Source organism: Enterovibrio coralii (assembly GCF_001559595.1).
GTDB lineage: Bacteria > Pseudomonadota > Gammaproteobacteria > Enterobacterales > Vibrionaceae > Enterovibrio > Enterovibrio coralii.
Genome location: NZ_LNTY01000029.1, coordinates 95,982 through 114,193, shown reverse-complemented (window position 1 = coordinate 114,193; position 18,212 = coordinate 95,982). Strand labels below are relative to the sequence as shown.

The 18,212-nt window shown below is 48.5% G+C and carries 10 protein-coding genes and 4 pseudogenes; 7 read left to right on the top strand and 7 right to left on the bottom strand.

Translation table 11 applies throughout. The features are described from left to right. Window positions 1-5 precede the first annotated feature (5 nt). From rpsA to ATN88_RS09240, 5 genes and pseudogenes are all read right to left on the bottom strand, one after another. Complete coding sequence (gene rpsA / locus ATN88_RS09260; protein WP_067414551.1) at window positions 6-1,676, bottom strand: 30S ribosomal protein S1; 1,671 nt, start codon at window positions 1,674-1,676, stop codon at window positions 6-8. Window positions 1,677-1,777: 101 nt separating this feature from the next. Beyond that, a complete protein-coding gene (gene cmk / locus ATN88_RS09255; protein ID WP_067414548.1) occupies window positions 1,778-2,464 on the bottom strand; it encodes a (d)CMP kinase in 687 nt (228 codons plus the stop codon). Window positions 2,465-2,629: 165 nt separating this feature from the next. Then, entirely contained in the window at window positions 2,630-3,913 is a 1,284-nt protein-coding gene (gene aroA / locus ATN88_RS09250) for a 3-phosphoshikimate 1-carboxyvinyltransferase (RefSeq protein WP_067414545.1), read from the bottom strand. A gap of 113 nt (window positions 3,914-4,026) precedes the next feature. Further along, window positions 4,027-5,106: an ion channel gene (locus ATN88_RS09245; RefSeq protein ID WP_067414541.1), complete on the bottom strand. Its 1,080-nt coding sequence runs from the start codon at window positions 5,104-5,106 to the stop codon at window positions 4,027-4,029. A 122-nt stretch (window positions 5,107-5,228) separates the two neighbouring features. Beyond that, window positions 5,229-6,610 (bottom strand): annotated as a pseudogene (locus tag ATN88_RS09240) (uracil-xanthine permease family protein). Here ATN88_RS09240 and ATN88_RS25800 point away from each other — a divergent pair. Continuing rightward, complete coding sequence (locus ATN88_RS25800; RefSeq protein ID WP_157490689.1) at window positions 6,609-6,887, top strand: hypothetical protein; 279 nt, start codon at window positions 6,609-6,611, stop codon at window positions 6,885-6,887. The pseudogene ATN88_RS09240 and the gene ATN88_RS25800 sit on opposite strands and share 2 nt — an antisense overlap. Continuing rightward, window positions 6,884-7,674: pseudogene (locus ATN88_RS09235) on the top strand (MBL fold metallo-hydrolase). The gene ATN88_RS25800 and the pseudogene ATN88_RS09235 overlap by 4 nt, the downstream one beginning before the upstream one ends. Before the next feature lie 52 nt (window positions 7,675-7,726). Here ATN88_RS09235 and serC read toward each other — a convergent pair. Continuing rightward, window positions 7,727-8,809, bottom strand: coding sequence for a 3-phosphoserine/phosphohydroxythreonine transaminase (gene serC, locus ATN88_RS09230; protein WP_067414538.1), 1,083 nt, complete (start codon window positions 8,807-8,809; stop codon window positions 7,727-7,729). Between the two features lie 258 nt (window positions 8,810-9,067). Beyond that, window positions 9,068-11,715: pseudogene (gyrA, locus tag ATN88_RS28235) on the bottom strand (DNA topoisomerase (ATP-hydrolyzing) subunit A). A gap of 621 nt (window positions 11,716-12,336) precedes the next feature. On the opposite strand from gyrA, the gene ubiG reads away from it, so the two are divergent. The 5 genes and pseudogenes from ubiG to yfaE all read left to right on the top strand — a co-directional run bounded on the left by ubiG (window position 12,337) and on the right by yfaE (window position 17,912). Then, a complete protein-coding gene (ubiG, locus tag ATN88_RS09220; protein WP_067414535.1) occupies window positions 12,337-13,050 on the top strand; it encodes a bifunctional 2-polyprenyl-6-hydroxyphenol methylase/3-demethylubiquinol 3-O-methyltransferase UbiG in 714 nt (237 codons plus the stop codon). 39 nt (window positions 13,051-13,089) lie between these two features. After that, window positions 13,090-13,746: a phosphoglycolate phosphatase gene (gene gph / locus ATN88_RS09215; RefSeq protein WP_067414532.1), complete on the top strand. Its 657-nt coding sequence runs from the start codon at window positions 13,090-13,092 to the stop codon at window positions 13,744-13,746. Window positions 13,747-14,145: 399 nt separating this feature from the next. Next, window positions 14,146-16,424, top strand: a pseudogene (gene nrdA, locus ATN88_RS09210) (class 1a ribonucleoside-diphosphate reductase subunit alpha). A gap of 67 nt (window positions 16,425-16,491) precedes the next feature. Then, a complete protein-coding gene (gene nrdB, locus ATN88_RS09205; RefSeq protein ID WP_067414527.1) occupies window positions 16,492-17,625 on the top strand; it encodes a class Ia ribonucleoside-diphosphate reductase subunit beta in 1,134 nt (377 codons plus the stop codon). Beyond that, window positions 17,622-17,912, top strand: a complete 291-nt coding sequence (gene yfaE / locus ATN88_RS09200) for a class I ribonucleotide reductase maintenance protein YfaE (protein WP_067414523.1) — start codon at window positions 17,622-17,624, stop codon at window positions 17,910-17,912. Before nrdB ends, yfaE begins: the two co-directional genes overlap by 4 nt. The last annotated feature ends 300 nt before the right edge of the window (window positions 17,913-18,212 follow it).

Genomic DNA, 18,212 nt, shown 5'->3' with positions numbered 1-18,212 from the left:
CATTATTATTCGCTTTTCGCAGCTTTGAAAGCGTCAGCCATAGCGTTACCGAACGCAGCGTCGTCAGCTTTGTTCAGAGTTGCCATTGCTTCTTGCTCTTCTGCTTCGTCTTTAGCGCGTACAGACAGGTTGATTACGCGGTTCTTACGGTCAACACCGGTGAACTTCGCTTCAACTTCGTCGCCAACAGCCAGAACCAGAGTAGCGTCTTCAACGCGGTCACGTGATGCTTCAGAAGCACGCAGGTAACCTTCAACACCTTCAGCCAGCTCAACAGTTGCGCCTTTAGCGTCAACAGCAGTTACTTTACCCTTAACTACAGCGCCTTTTTTGTTGTCAGCCATGTAGTTGTTGAATGGGTCTTCTTCCATCTGCTTGATGCCTAGTGAGATGCGCTCACGCTCAGCGTCAACTTGCAGAACAACTGCAGAGATTTCGTCGCCTTTCTTGAAGTCGCGAACAGCTTCTTCGCCTGCAACATTCCAAGAAATGTCAGACAGGTGAACCAGACCGTCGATACCGCCTTCCAGACCGATGAAGATACCGAAGTCAGTGATAGACTTGATCTTACCAGTTACGCGATCGCCTTTGTTTTGCATTTCTGCAAACATCTGCCATGGGTTGTTCTTACATTGCTTCAGACCCAGGCTGATGCGACGACGCTCTTCGTCGATATCCAGAACCATAACTTCAACTTCGTCACCCACGTTAACAACTTTAGATGGGTGAATGTTCTTGTTAGTCCAGTCCATTTCAGAAACGTGTACCAGACCTTCAACGCCTTCTTCGATTTCAACGAAGCAGCCGTAGTCAGTCAGGTTAGTTACACGACCAGTCAGCTTGTGGCCTTCTGGGTAACGGTTAGCAATTGCTACCCATGGATCTTCGCCAAGTTGCTTCAGACCCAGAGATACGCGAGTGCGGTCACGATCGAACTTCAGAACTTTAACCAGAATCTCGTCACCTACGTTAACGATTTCTGATGGGTGCTTAACGCGTTTCCAAGCCATGTCAGTGATGTGCAGCAGGCCGTCAACACCGCCCAGATCTACGAATGCACCGTAGTCGGTCAGGTTCTTAACGATACCTTTAACTTCCATGCCTTCTTGCAGAGAAGCCAGCAGTTCATCACGCTCAACGCTGCTTTCAGATTCGATAACAGCACGACGAGAAACAACAACGTTGTTGCGCTTCTGGTCCAGCTTGATAACTTTGAACTCCAGCTCTTTGCCTTCCAGGTGAGCAGTGTCACGTACTGGACGAACGTCTACCAGTGAACCTGGCAGGAACGCGCGGATGCCGTTCAGTTCTACAGTGAAGCCACCTTTAACTTTACCGTTGATAACACCGATAACAGTTTCAGCGTCTTCGTAAGCTTTCTCCAGTTGGATCCAAGCTTCGTGACGTTTCGCTTTTTCACGAGACAGTTGAGTTTCACCGAAACCATCTTCGATCGCGTCAAGTGCTACGTCTACTTCAGCACCAACTTCGATTTCTAGCTCGCCAGCAGCGTTTTTGAACTGCTCAGCTGGGATAGAAGACTCAGACTTAAGGCCTGCGTCAACCAGAACGTAACCGTTCTCGATAGCTACTACAGTACCTTTAACGATCGCACCTGGGCGGGTTTCTAGCTCTTTAAGAGACTCTTCAAAGAGTGAAGCAAAAGATTCAGTCATTAATTTGATCTTCAATTTTAAACGTCCACGGGTATCCTACCGCGTGGGGTTGATATTAATGTCGGTCATCATCCTTGCGACCAACGGCTTGCACCGCTGCTTCAAGAAGCAACGGTCAATCTACTTTCAATATAGGCCAATGCTTGCTCCAACACCTGCTCAATGTTGAGAGAGGTAGAGTCAAGCACCAGCGCGTCTTCAGCGGGACGCAATGGCGCAACAGCACGGTTGCGGTCACGATCATCACGTTCCTGAATTTCGCTTAAAAGGCGGTCAAAGTTAACATCTAACCCCTTCAGTTGCAACTGGTTCATGCGGCGTTGCGCACGTTCTTCCGCGCTTGCGTCCAGAAAGATTTTCACTTCCGCTTGCGGGAATACAACGGTACCCATATCACGACCATCAGCCACCAGACCTGGTGCTTCTGCGAATGCACGTTGACGACGCAACAATGCTTCACGAACACGAGGAAGTGCTGCAACTTTTGACGCAGCCATACCGGTTTCTTCTTTACGAAGTTCACCCGATACGTCTTCGCCTTCAAGGATGACCTTAACCAGCTCACCTTCCGCTTTAAACTGCACGTCTAGGTGCGCAGCCAGCGGTACTAGCGCGTCTTCTGACTCGGTGTCCACACCATGGTGGATAGCCGCCAATGCCAAAACACGATAAATCGCGCCAGAGTCGAGCAAATGCCAGCCCAGCTTCTCTGCTAACAGCATGCAAAGGGTACCTTTTCCGGCGCCGCTTGGGCCGTCAACGGTAATCACAGGTGCTTGGGTAGACATAGACTTCTCCAAATCGTTTACGTCCGAAGCAGTTAGCGCGAAATGCACTTTCGTCAGAGACGAATAACTGCTTCAAAGAATCGGGGGCGTATTATAGGGAAGTCTCAGAAAAAAAAACAGGTCGGCGATGCGACCTATTTTCTCTTTTTCTCACTATGCGGAACGTTAACTTTCCGCAAGTGCTGATAATTTGTCAAAGTAGTCAGGGAATGTCTTCGACGTACACTTAGGATCGTTAATGGTCACTGGCGTATCGCTCAACGCCACTAGCGAGAAGCACATCGCCATTCGGTGGTCATCATAGGTGTCAATCGCGGCATGTTTGAGGTTGGCCGTCGGGGTAATGGTGATGTAATCATCACCCTCTTCTACCTCAGCACCCACTTTTCTGAGCTCTGTCGCCATCGCAGCCAAGCGGTCAGTTTCCTTTACACGCCAGTTATATACATTGCGAATTGCGGTAGTGCCTTCAGCGAAAAGTGCGGTGGTTGCAATTGTCATTGCCGCGTCAGGGATGTGGTTGAAATCCAAGTCTACCGCCTTCAACTCCCCACGACGCGCGATAACATAGTCATCACCCCATTCGATTTCGGCGCCCATTGCTGCCAGTGCGTCAGCAAATTGCACATCACCTTGAATGCTTTTCTTACCGATACCCGTTACTTTCACTTCACCGCCTTTGATCGCAGCAGCGGCAAGGAAGTAAGACGCAGAAGACGCATCGCCTTCAACGAGGAATTCGCCTGGAGAAACATAGGTTTGGTTGCCTTTCACGCGGAAGGTTTGGTAGTTGTCATTCACCACTTCAACACCAAACTGCGCCATGATGTGCAGCGTGATATCAATGTACGGCTTAGACACCAAGTCGCCCTTGATTCGGATATCTGTGTCACCGCTAAATAGCGGGGCCGTCATCAAGAAGGCCGTCAGGAACTGGCTTGAGATTGAACCATCAATTTCTACACTACCGCCCGCGATATCTTTGCTCACGATACGAAGTGGCGGATAGTTTTCGTTTTCCAGATAGGTGACGTCAGCACCCACGTCACGCATTGCATCTACTAGGTGACCGATAGGACGCTCTTTCATGCGAGGCTCGCCCGTCAGCACGTACTCGCCTTTGCCAAGACAAAGTGCAGCAGCCAGTGGACGCATCGCTGTGCCTGCGTTACCCAAAAACAGTTCTTGCGGTTCAGATGTGTTGAATGCACCGCCTAATCCATCTACTTCACAAACGGTTTTGTCGTCAGAAAGTCGATAGCTCACGCCCAGTTTCGCCAGTGCGTTGAGCATGTGACGAATGTCATCACTGTCGAGTAGGTTGGTAAGACGGGTGGTGCCTTTAGCAAAAGCGGCGAGAAGAAGTGCTCGGTTTGAAACACTCTTTGAGCCCGGAAGATTAACCTCTCCGTTAATCTTAGAAATTGGTTGTAACGTCAACTGCTCCATCTGAACTTCATGATCCTTATTGTTTCGTACCCTGACAATAACGAAAAAGCAGCCGAGTCGCTACCCTCAGCTGCTCTGATGTGCAGTTTTCTTCTTATTTACCCGTCAGTGGGTTAGCGTGTCATCTTCTTAACGAACACAACGACGAACAGTGCGATGGTGAAACTACCAGTGAATGCTTCTGTAGCGGCCACCAATCTCGACATTCCTATCGGTATAAAGTCGCCGTAGCCCAGCGTCGTAAAGGTCACCACGCTGTAGTAGAGGCAATCAGAAAATGCCCAAAAATTGCTTTCTAAACTCTGGCTTGCCGCGTACCCAACATATTCTCCTGCATACTGAATGCCCATATAAAAATAAATAATGGCGCAAAGCAGTATCAATGCGAGGGAAAAGAAGATAACGCGAATGGGGCTTTCACCGTACCCACAAAACAAATCCACCGTCTTCGACATTGCCCTTTGCGTTGAGTACATAGGCATCTGGAAACGACGCATTGTCAGTTCTTTTTGAAGAAAATAGCCTGCCATGGTGAAAATCCCCTGGGCCTCAGAGGCTTTCCTTAGGTCTCGGTATATCTCTTCTGATTGCTCGTAGAGGTCGAGAGCTTTTTCCATGTCCCTCTGTTTTTCGGCAATCCGCCCTTCCGCTTCTTGCTGAAGAGTATGCCCAATTTTGATGTTATCTATCTTGGTGTCAGTGAGCTTAACCCCGAGCAGGTTACAATTGATGAAGCTGGCACAGTGGATGTTAGCGTCATGAAGATCTGCCTTCATCAAACTGCCGTTATCAAACTTTGCGTTAAACAGGTGAGCGTTCGTCATGTTCGAACGATAAAAGTTGGCATAACTGAGATCATACCCACCACCCGGTCCATGCTTCACCAAGTTCACATCACGCAGGTCAGCTCTCTTGACTACAATGCCGCGCAACAGGCCGCCCCTCTTTGCGTATTCTTCCAAACGGGGCTTAACATCATCACCGTCTTTAGGCGCGTTCTCATCGTGCCAAAAGCAAAAACCCGATTCGCCAGCAGGCTCATGACATTGGTGAACCTCCCCGTCAGGATCGAGATATTGGCAACAAGGTTTAGCATTACTGGCCGTTGTCAGCGAGTCGTCTTGGTGTTCATTTTCCGCAGAAGTCCCAGAGGGTACGGATTCAAAATTGCTGGAATCTGAATGGTTTGACATAACGACACCTCCAGTTTCTCAGTATAGAAACAGGTTGTCGAAAGTGAGAGGTGGGGATTGCGTTTATTTAGTAAAGAAAAGGGCAGAACGAACCATGTCGCCCTGCCCTTTTTGGCAAGATCTTACTTCTCGTTGTCTTTGGAATCTTCGATTGGCAACACCAAGTTCAGGATGATGGCCGTCAAGCCGCCCGCTGCCATACCTGAAGACAGAATGTTTTTAATCCACTCAGGCATAAATTGCAGGATTTCTGGTTTCTGTGCGATACCCAGACCCATTGAGAATGACAACGCCATGATAAGGATGGCACGACGGTTCAGTTCACAGCGTGAAATGATGCGGATACCTGATGCAGCAATGGTACCGAACATCACGATGGTTGCGCCGCCAAGAACCGGTTCAGGAATCAACTGCACCATGGTTGCCACGCCTGGCATCAAGCAAGAAGCACCAACATACCGGCAATGAAATAACCAATGTAGCGGCTCGCCACACCTGTTAGCTGGATGATGCCGTTGTTTTGGCTGAATGTAGAGTTAGGGAAACTGTTTAGCACTGCCGCCAATGCAGAGTTCACACCATCTGCCAGAACACCACCTTTGATACGACGCATGTAGACTGGGCCAGAAACAGGTTGTTCTGACGTCTCCGACGTAGCAGTGATATCACCAATGGCTTCCAGTGAAGTGACCAAGAAAACAATGATCAATGGCACCAGCAAACCCACGTCGAAAGACAAACCATATTGCATAGGCACTGGCACCGCAAAGAAGTCGACATCGTTTGCCGGAGCGGTGTTAACCATGCCCAATGCAAACGCAATCAATGTGCCGACGGTCATGGCAATCACAATGGAAGACACGCGCAAGTATGGATTGTTAATGCGATTCAGTAGAACAATCACACCCAGTACTGAGCCAGCTAGAAGCAAGTTCTTCAGATCACCAAAGGTGCCATTTTCAATCGCCGCATAACCGCCACCCATTGACGTTAGGCCAACTTGGATAAGCGTTAAACCAATCAAGGTTACAACGATGCCCGATACCAGCGGGGTGATGACGCGCTGTGCATGTTCGAGAACTCGGCTTAGGAAGACTTCTGTCATCGACGCCACCATGATGGTGCCGAAAATCGCGGCCATCATGGCCTCGACGGTCGCGCCGCCCGCTTTCATCGCCAGACCCGCACCAATGATTGGACCTAAGAAGTTAAAGCTGGTGCCTTGAATCGAAAGCAGACCGGAACCCAGCGGGCCAAACGTACGAATTTGAATGAAAGACGCCAATCCAGAAGCGAACAAAGACATGCTCACAATGGTGTTTGTATCAGACGCTGGCAACCCTAAAGTTTGGCAAATAATGAGAGAAGGCGTAACCACAGCGACAAACATGGCCAGCAGGTGCTGAACCGCAGCAAACAACGTCTGGGGCAGAGGCGGTTTGTCATCGAGACGATAAACCAATTCAGACGGGCGAACTTTATCGTTAGTGCGAGAAGAAGTCATGGCATCAATACCTGTAAAAAGTCGCAATCCTCAATGCGCTGACTGGGCATTGAGTGGTCAAAAAGCTTTGCTCTGTGATTGCTGTTACTCAGAGCTTTTAGACAGAAAAGCGAAAGTAGCGAAGGAAAGTTGCGCCATTTTAGGAGTGAAAAAACAAAAAGCAATCGTTTGCGGCAAACGCTTGCGCCAACTGATTAAAGAACGCACACATTTAACAGGGATAAAACATCGACAACAAATTTGTCATCATTTCTGTATACTCATACTGGTCAGATGAGAAAGGAGTTCTTAGTGACCCAAGTACAAGCAAATGCCGATCACACGCTTCATCATATCGAGGGATACATTCAATCTATCTACCTCGTTGAGTATCAACATGGTTTGATGCTCCTCGATGGGTGCAGCCGTGCTGACGTAGGAGCGGTGTTGGCTTTTATAAAAAATACCCTCCGCCGTCCCATCGAGGATTTAAACTGGATTATCGTCACCCATATGCACCCTGATCATGCGGGCGGCGCGCACCGTCTTCGTAGTATTACGGGTTGTCGCATTGCTACCGGTATTGCTGACCAAGATTGGTACAAAGGTTTCGATGGCATCATGATGCATTGGACTGATATCGCGTTGGCGAAATGGATGGCAAAGCGCATGGGTAAGGCACCTAAACGCGTATGGTATAGCCGACGTCTACATGCCGATGTGTATTTGAAAGACGGTGACGCCATTCCTGATTTTCCTGACTGGCAAGTATTGGAAACCCCAGGCCACACGGACAGAGACATTTCCTTGTATCACGCAGCCAGCAGCACTGTTTACGTTGCTGATTTGATGGTCACGGTAAAAGGCAGATTTATACCCCCCTTTCCCGTGTTTTATCCAAACCGTTACAAAGCGTCACTCGACAAGGTGTTTTCGCTGCAAACGAACTCCATCATGCTCGCACACGGTGGAAGGGTTTCACCGACACAGGAAGACATCGATTTTCTCACAAGTAAAATCCCCCCATTCCAGTGACGCACTGGCGCTCAGTCAAAACGAAACTCAAAAAGCTGGTGCGTGTTTAGCGGGTACAAAAAAGCCGTCTTTCGACGGCTTTTCTATTTACTCTATCAAGCATTAAGCGTTTTGCGCTTCAAAGGCTTTCATGAATACAACCAGTGCCTGCACACCTTCCAATGACATCGCATTGTAGATAGACGCACGCATACCACCTACATCACGGTGACCTTTCAGTGCTTTCAGACCTTGGGCATCAGACTCTTCCAAGAACTTCTCATCCAGCTCTGGGTTTGCCAATTGGAACGGTACGTTCATCAACGAGCGGTTGTCTGGGTGGATGTTGTTCACGTAGAAAGAAGACGAATCAATGAAGTCGTAAAGCAACGCTGCTTTTGCTTCATTTTTCTTCTGCATCGCTTCCACGCCACCTTGCTCTTTCAGCCATTTGTAGACTTCACCCGCCAGATACCAACCAAAGGTCGGCGGCGTGTTAAACATAGATTCCTTATCTACCAAGGTCTTGTAATTCAGGATGTTCGGTAGGTAATCTTTCGCTTTACCCAGCAAGTCGTCGCGTACAATCACCAGCGTGATGCCCGCAGGACCGATGTTCTTTTGCGCACCTGCGTAAATCACACCGTATTGCGAAACGTCGATTGGACGAGACAGAATCGTCGAAGACATGTCAGCAACAATAGGTTTGTCCGTTTCTGGTAAATCGCGGATTTCAATGCCATCAATCGTTTCATTTGGGCAGAAGTGAACGAATGCCGCATCACTGCTTAGTTTCCAGTTCTTTGCTGGCAACACCGCACGCTTGCCGTCGATTTCCGTTTTCACGTTAACCACGTTCGGCGTGCAGTATTTTTTCGCTTCTTGAACAGCACTTGCCGCCCAGTAACCACCGTCAATGTAGTCTGCGATGGTGTTATTACCCAGAAGGTTCATCGGTACGGCAGCAAACTGCGCACGCGCACCGCCTTGAGCATACAAAACGTGGTAGTTGTCAGGGATAGACAGCAATTCACGGAGGTTTTTCTCGGCTTCAGCAACAACAGCTAAAAACGGCTTCCCGCGGTGCGATACTTCCATTACGGAAGTACCGGAACCGTTCCAGTCCGTCAGCTCTGCTTGAACTTTTGCTAGAACAGCCTCAGGCAACATTGCCGGGCCAGCCGAGAAGTTATAGACCTTTTCCATGATTTCAGAATGCTCCTGCGTTTTATCGCTTATTTATGATGTTCTAATTTACTCTGTGCCAACGATGTGTGGGTGACCACTTCACTAAAACCGGAAACCAAACTCTCGTCGCGCAAAATCTGTTCATTTTGTTTTATCACCTTTTGGACGCGATTGAAACGACAATTCGTGTTCCGTTACTGCTTGATTTAGAAAGGTGATAAAAAAAACGCAGCCAATGCTGCGTTTTCTATAGACAAAGTGCTCTTGCGGAGAGAATTACTCTTCGCCGTCGTCTTCTTTTGGTGCTTCTTCAGAAGATTCTGGTTTTGCTTCTGCGGTTGCGTCAGTCGTCGCTTCTACAGAGGTTTCTTCACCGTCTTCCAAAGGCAGGATTTCTTCATCCGGCTCATCGATACGTTGAAGACCAACCACTTTCTCGCCTTCTGATGTACGGATCAGGGTAACACCTTGCGTGTTACGGCCAACTTGGCTTACTTCAGAAACACGCGTACGAACCAGAGTACCACCGTTGGTGATCATCATGAATTCATCGCCTGATTCAACCTGAACTGCACCTACCACACAACCATTACGCTCAGAGACCTTGATAGATACAACACCTTGTGTTGCACGGCTCTTAGCTGGGTACTCAACAAGCTCAGTACGCTTACCGTAACCGTTCTCAGTTACTGTCAGTACATCACCGTCGTTGTGAGGAACAATCAGAGAAACAACTTTGTCGTTTTCTGCCAGTTTGATACCACGAACACCTGCTGCGGTACGGCCCATGCCACGCACTTGACCTTCATTGAAGCGAACAACTTTGCCCGACTTCGAGAACAGCATGATGTCGTTGTCACCGTTAGTGATATCTACGCCGATCAGTGAGTCACCGTCACGTAGGTTCACCGCGATGATACCTGCGCTACGAGGACGGCTGAAGTCTGTCAGCGGCGTCTTCTTAACGGTACCGTCACCGGTTGCCATGAAGACAAATTTGTCTTCTGAGTATTCTTTCACAGGCAGAATCGCAGTGATGCGCTCGTCCTGCTCAAGCGGCAGAAGGTTAACAATTGGCTTACCACGTGCAGTACGTGATGCCAGCGGCAATTGATACACTTTCAGCCAGTACATACGACCACGGCTTGAGAAACACAAAATGGTGTCGTGTGTATTCGCGACCAGAAGACGCTCAATGTAGTCTTCTTCTTTCATGCGAGTCGCAGACTTACCTTTACCGCCACGACGTTGTGCTTCGTAATCAGACAGAGGCTGATACTTCACATAACCTTCGTGAGACAGGGTAACAACAACGTCTTCCTGGTTGATCAGGTCTTCGATGTCAATGTCTGCACTTGCAGCTGTAATTTCTGTACGACGCTCATCACCGTAACCGTCACGGACTGCTACCAACTCTTCAGTGATAACTTCCATCAGACGCTCAGGGCTAGACAGGATAAGCATCAGCTCGCCGATCAATGCCAGCAGCTCTTTGTACTCATCTAGATCTTCTCGTGCTCAAGACCCGTCAGTTTGTGCAGACGCAGATCCAGGATTGCTTGCGCTTGTTGTTCAGTCAGGTAGTACTTACCGTCACGAACACCGAACTCGTCGTCCAGCCATTCTGGGCGCGCAGCGTCAACGCCAGTCGCTTCCAGCATTGCTGCTACAGTGCCAAGATCCCAACCACGTTTTTGCAGCTCTTCTCGAGCAATCGCTGGGGTTTGCGCATTGCGGATCATATCGATGATTTCATCGATATTCGCCAGAGCAATCGCCAGACCTTCGAGGATATGTGCACGATCGCGCGCTTTACGCAGTTCATAAATAGTACGACGCGTCACCACTTCACGGCGGTGGTTCACGAAGCACTTCAGCATGTCTTTCAGGTTGAACAAGCGTGGCTGGTTATTGTCCAGCGCAACCATGTTGATACCGAAAGAAGTCTGAAGTTGAGTCTGAGCGTACAGGTTGTTGAGGATAACCTCACCTACTGCATCACGCTTACACTCGATAACAATACGCATACCGTCTTTGTCAGACTCGTCGCGCAGTGCGCTGATACCTTCGATCTTCTTATCTTTAACCAGCTCCGCGATCTTCTCGATCAAACGTGCTTTGTTGACTTGATAAGGGATCTCAGTAACAACGATCGTTTCTTTACCGTTCTTCTCGACTTCAATCTCTGCTTTAGAACGCAGGTAGATTTTGCCGCGACCGGTGCGGTACGCATCTTCGATACCTTTACGACCGTTAATCATCGCAGCGGTAGGGAAATCCGGACCAGGAATATGCGTCATCAGCTCTTCAATGCTGATGTCTTCATTTTCGATATACGCCAAACAACCGTTTACAACTTCGGTCAGGTTGTGCGGAGGAATATTGGTCGCCATACCTACGGCAATACCGGAAGAACCGTTTACCAGCAGGTTAGGGATTCGCGTCGGCATGACTTCTGGAATTTGTTCTGTGCCGTCGTAGTTCGGTACGAAATCAACGGTTTCTTTATCCAGATCAGCCAGCAATTCGTGGGCGATTTTCGCCATACGAACTTCGGTATAACGCATCGCAGCGGCGGAGTCGCCGTCGATAGAACCGAAGTTGCCTTGACCATCAACCAGCATGTAACGCAGCGAGAACGGCTGTGCCATACGGACAATGGTGTCGTAAACAGCGCTGTCACCGTGTGGGTGGTATTTACCGATCACATCGCCGACAACACGGGCAGATTTTTTGTATGCTTTGTTCCAGTCATTGCCTAGTACGTTCATCGCGTATAAAACGCGGCGGTGTACAGGCTTTAGACCATCACGCACATCAGGAAGAGCACGACCCACGATTACAGACATCGCGTAGTCTAGATATGAGCTTTTCAGCTCCTCTTCAATATTGACGGGCGTGATCTCTTTAGCAAGATCGCTCATGGAGCCAATATCCCTCAGGTAAGTATGTCAAAGTTGACTACGTGCAAGACAGCGAGAATACCATAAAACCCCACTAAGAGTCACAGTCTAAACCCGAGATAAATCACGAAATACTCTTATTTTGGCCCTCTAAGGGGCAAGAGGGCGAAAAAACGCTCAATCTCAGGGTGGAGGTTGTATTTTCGATTAGAGGCTCTCAGAGGCGCATCTGGAAATCCATTTGAAGCAAGCGCACAAAATTCACCCAGATCACAAATCAAAATGAAACAAGCTTAATAAAGGAAGAGTGGGAAGCGGATCCCAATAACCCTACATTTTGTAGGTGAAAATGATACAGACACATTTCGTGTTTGTAAGGGGGACGCTATGTTATATCAAGCAATCAATGCATTGGGCATGGCGATCATTATCGGTAAATACACTTTATTAGGTCTGCTTGCGGCAATCACGCTGGCCGGTGCAGCATAAATTTTATTATCGATAGTTTCGCCAACTGGAGTCACTCTAACCGGGGGTGTAAGCCTCCGGTTTCGGCGTTTTCAATCTTTCCTCTCCCCCGCTCGCGTAAACTTCTGTATATTCCCGATATATTGGTAAAACATTTTTAGGGATAAGTAGTCGATGACATCTCCACGTAATGTCGACCCAGCCGAAATCAAAAAATTCGAAGATATTGCTTCGCGCTGGTGGGATCTGGAAGGCGAATTTAAGCCTTTGCACCGCATCAACCCTCTGCGCTTGAACTATGTGATCGCCCAAAGCGGCGGTATTTTCGGTAAGAAGGTTCTGGATGTGGGTTGTGGCGGCGGTATTCTCGCCGAAAGCATGGCAAGGGAAGGTGCTGTGGTCACAGGTCTCGACATGGGTAAAGAACCGCTGACCGTTGCACGTCTGCACGCACTAGAAACGGGCATCGACGTTTCTTACATTCAAAGCACGGCGGAAGAACACGCAGAATCTCACGCACAACAATATGATGTGGTGACCTGCATGGAAATGTTGGAACACGTTCCTGACCCTGCGTCTGTTATCGCTTCTTGTGCCAAGCTGGTCAAGCCTGGCGGTCATGTCTTCTTTTCTACGTTGAACCGCAATGTGAAGTCATTCTTGTTCGCCATCGTAGGTGCCGAGCACGTCATGAAAGTGGTGCCAAAAGGCACTCACGACCATGACAAGTTCATCCGTCCTTCAGAATTGCTGCGCATGGTTGACGCGACGCCGCTTCGCGAAAAACACATGACCGGACTGCACTACAACCCGCTGACCGATCATTTTTGGCTGTCACCACGTAATGTAGACGTGAACTACATCGTACATACTGTTTGCCCGGAATAACCGGGCATTTTTATATCTGCTCGTACACAGGACATCCCGATGAAAGGACGCATCAACGCCGTGTTGTTTGATTTGGACGGCACGCTACTCGATACCGCACCTGACATGGCCAATGCCGCCAACATGGTATTAAAAGAGTACGGGCTTCCCCCGCTGTCAGACGAGCAGATTCAGGCTAACACCAGTCATGGTGCAAGGGGGCTGCTGAAAACTGGCTTCGGCGATCAAATAGAGGGCAAAGACATTGATTCCTTGAGGCTCTCCTTTCTTAAGCACTATGAGAGAGACATTTGCCGCGCTACATGCATGTACGAGGGCGTCGTCGAGTTGCTTCAAGCTCTGGATGCCAAAAACGTACCCTGGGGCATCATGACCAATAAACCGGGCTTTCTCACGCACCAGCTATTTACTTACTTCCCTGCACTTCAGCAGACCCGCGCCTTGGTGTGCGCTGACACGCTACCTGTCGCAAAACCTCACCCTGAACCTTTGATTCACACTGCGGAATTGCTCAACGTTTCACCACGAGACTGCATCTATATCGGTGATATTCAAAACGATATTGTCGCTGCGAAAGCAGCAGGGATGTATTCTGCCGTCGCTGCATGGGGATACGTAGGAAAAGGGGTCGACCCTCTCGAGTGGGAGGCAGATCTTGTTTTTAACAAGATTGAAAACGTTCTGTCATTATTCTGATCTTTATCACACACACCGTGCACACAAAATGACCAATGATCAATGAGTTAACACGCAGCACTGTTTGCCTTTTCAGGCAAGAAAAATAAATTTTTTTATTTCTCAGTTCCGCCTAAAAAGATTTGCTTTTTCGTATGCTGTTGCATTGATTAGTGTATTGGGGTTAGTAAGCACTAACCTTAACTTTCAATCCCCAAGATATCCACAGACAACGCTATCAGTAGCAACTTGCATTATCCCCCCTTCAACACTATCTTGTTACCAAAGTCAGTCGAAGACCCTATATGTAGTGGTTGGACACACAAGTCATAATTCATATATTGATCACAAATCTGCCTTGTATTTTGTGAAATTTGCAAAAACACGTCTTCAGGCATGGAAATACCGGGAACAAGATAAATGAACCAACAAATCACTGTTCAAAAACGAAGTGGCGCGAAGGAAAATATCGATTTAGACAAAATCCACCGAGTCATTACATGGGCCGCTGAAGGCCTTGATAACGTCTCTGTCTCGCAAGTTGAACTTCGCTCACACATCCAGTTTTACGACGGTATCAAAACTGAAGACATTCACGAAACAATCATCAAGCAGCTGCCGATCTCATTTCTGAACAAACGCCAGACTACCAATACTTAGCTGCGCGTCTTGCCGTATTCCACTTGCGTAAGAAGGCTTACGGCCAGTTTGAGCCACCTACACTTGGCGACCACGTTCGCAAAATGGTGGACATGGGCAAGTATGATAAGCACCTGCTAGAAGATTACACTGCAGAAGAACTCGACATCCTCGACAGCTACATCGATCACTGGCGTGATATGAACTTCTCTTACGCCGCTGTGAAGCAGTTGGAAGGGAAATATTTGGTACAAAACCGTGTTACTGGTGAAATCTACGAAAGCGCACAGTTTTTGTACATTATGGTAGCAGCCTGTCTGTTCGCAAATTACCCGAAAGAAACGCGCCTAGATTACATCCGTCGTTTCTATGATGCGGTATCTCAATTCAAGATTTCGCTGCCAACACCCATCATGTCTGGAGTACGTACCCCGACGCGTCAGTTCAGCTCTTGTGTTCTGATTGAGTGTGACGATAGCTTGGATTCTATCAACGCCACTGCAAGTGCCATTGTTCGTTACGTTAGCCAACGTGCTGGTATTGGTATTAACGCGGGTCGTATCCGTGCGCTGGGTAGCCCAATTCGTGGCGGCGAAGCATTCCATACTGGTTGTATCCCATTCTATAAATACTTCCAGACAGCGGTTAAGTGCTGTTCTCAAGGCGGTGTTCGTGGCGGCGCAGCGACCCTGTTCTACCCAATTTGGCACCGTGAAGTAGAGAACCTGCTGGTTCTGAAAAACAACCGTGGTGTTGAAGAAAACCGCGTTCGTCACATGGACTACGGCGTTCAAATCAACAAATTGATGTACACCCGCCTGATCAAAGGCGAGAACATTTCACTGTTCTCTCCATCTGATGTACCGGGACTGTATGATGCCTTCTTCGCTGACCAAGACGAATTCGAGCGTCTGTATACGCAGTACGAGCAAGACACGTCTATCAAGCGTCAAACAGTGAAAGCGATTGAGCTGTTTTCTCTGATGATGCAAGAGCGTGCGTCGACTGGCCGTATCTATGTACAAAACGTTGACCACTGTAATACGCACAGCCCGTTCGACCCACAAGTTGCACCCATTCGCCAGTCTAACCTGTGTCTGGAAATTGCACTGCCAACCAAGCCGCTGACCAACGTCGAAGACGACCAAGGTGAGATTGCTCTGTGTACACTGTCTGCGTTTAACTTGGGTGCCATCAAAGAGCTTGATGAGCTGGAAGAATTGGCTGATCTGACTATCCGTGCGCTTGACTCACTGCTGGATTACCAAGACTACCCGCTGCCTGCAGCGCGTAAAGCAACCATGAACCGTCGTACACTGGGCGTAGGCGTGATTAACTTCGCTTACTACTTGGCGAAGCATGGCGTTCGCTACTCAAACGGTAGCGCGAATGGCCTGACACACCGCACATTTGAAGCAATTCAATACTACTTGTTGAAAGCATCTGTGGGGCTGGCAAAAGAGCGCGGCGCATGTCCGTCATTCAACGAAACGACGTATGCGAAAGGCGTGCTTCCAATCGACACGTACAAGCGTGATTTGGATGCGATTTGCGACGAACCACTGCACTACGATTGGGAGACGCTGCGTCAGGAAATCGTTGAGCACGGTCTGCGTAACTCTACTCTGTCAGCACTGATGCCTTCTGAAACCTCGTCGCAAATTTCTAACGCGACCAACGGTATCGAGCCACCACGTGGTTATGTGTCAGTCAAGGCATCAAAAGACGGCATCCTGAAGCAAGTTGTGCCTGAGTTTGAGAAATACAAAGACAACTACGAGCTGCTTTGGAACATCGAGTCTAACGACGGCTACTTGCAGTTAGTGGGTATCATGCAGAAATTTGTCGACCAAGCGATTTCAGCAAACACCAACTACGACCCAAGCAAACAGCCTGGTGGCAAAGTACCAATGAAGCTGCTGATGAAAGACCTGCTGACCGCCTACAAACTGGGTGTGAAAACGCTGTACTACCACAACACGCGTGATGGTGCAGACGATGCACAGCAAGATTTGGCTGCAGAAGACGATGGTTGCGCAGGCGGTGCTTGTAAAATCTAATTTTGAATTCTAGGGGGAGCGAAAGCTCCCTCTTAACGGTTAACTATTTCACGGTGTATTGATAGCAATGGCTTACAGCACTTTCTCTAAAGAAAACAACAATCCTCTAAAAGAACCAATGTTCTTCGGTCAGCCAGTAAACGTGGCGCGTTACGACCAACAAAAGTACGAGATTTTCGAAAGACTGATTGAAAAGCAACTGTCCTTCTTCTGGCGCCCAGAAGAAGTGGATGTATCTGGTGACCGCATCGATTACGCAAACCTGCCAGAGCATGAAAAGCACATCTTCATCAGCAACCTGAAATACCAAACCCTGCTGGATTCTATCCAAGGCCGCAGCCCGAACGTTGCTCTGCTGCCATTGGTGTCGATCCCTGAGTTGGAAACTTGGATTGAAACCTGGTCATTCTCAGAGACCATTCACTCTCGCTCTTACACGCACATCATTCGTAACATCGTGAACAACCCTTCGCTGGTGTTCGATGACATCGTCGTGAACGAACAAATCATCAAGCGCGCGAATGACATTGCGGGTTACTACGATGACCTGATTCAAGCGACCAGCGACTACCACCGTCTTGGTGAAGGTGAGCACACAGTGAACGGTGAAACCGTGGTTGTGTCCCTTCGCGAGCTGAAGAAAAAACTGTACGTGTGTTTGATGTCAGTAAATGCACTGGAAGCAATCCGCTTCTACGTGAGCTTCGCGTGTTCGTTTGCTTTTGCAGAACGTGAGCTGATGGAAGGTAATGCAAAAATCATCAAGCTGATCGCACGTGATGAAGCCCTCCACCTCACCAGCACACAACACATGCTGAACATCTTGCGTGGCGGTGAAGACGACCCAGAGATGGCTGAAATCGCTAGAGAGTGTGAACAGCAATGTTTTGATCTGTTCAAAGACGCGGCCGAGCAAGAAAAAGAATGGGCTGAATACCTGTTCAAAGACGGCTCGATGATCGGCCTGAACAAAGACATTCTTTGCCAATACGTTGAGTACATCACTAACCTGCGTATGTCTGCGGTAGGCTTGAAACCAGCGTATGTTGGCGCAAACCAAAACCCAATCCCTTGGATTAACGCGTGGCTCTCGTCTGACAACGTACAGGTCGCGCCTCAAGAAGCTGAGATCAGCTCATACCTTGTCGGTCAGATCGACAACGATGTTGATGTCGACGATTTGGGTGACTTCGAACTATGAGCCGAATCACTATCACAGTGAACGGTCAAACGCTGGTGGGTAACACCCACCAGCCTCTGCTTGAGCAATTAGAGCAAGCGGGGCTTCAGCCTGAATTCCAATGCCGCAATGGTGTTTGCGGAGCCTGCCGCTGCAAGCTTCAAAAAGGTGCTGTCGTACAAGAAGATGCAATGGCATATCTCGCCGCTGGCGAAATCCTCACATGCAGCTCAACACCTTCTCAAGATGTCGATGTTGAGTTTGACTACCAAGTTTCATTTGTAGCAAGAAAAGCCGCAAACCTCTGACTCGAGGGGCGCGGCACTTTTTTCCAAAATCCCTCGCTTCATTCACGCTGACACTTACTACCACTTTCCTAGACTTGCCACCCGATCGCTAACACTTAGCGAAGTGCAAACACCTGATATCCACATTCTTTGTATTTATATTCACTATTCATAGTTAAATACCCACTATAAAACGCTTTCAATTCTTATTTTTGAGATATTTCGTCAAGTTAAGATTGCATCTTAAAACTAGGGCAAAAATCAATTGTTGTTTCTACTATACCTACAGGTGCTTTAACCGCTTTTAGAAATACTCTCTAT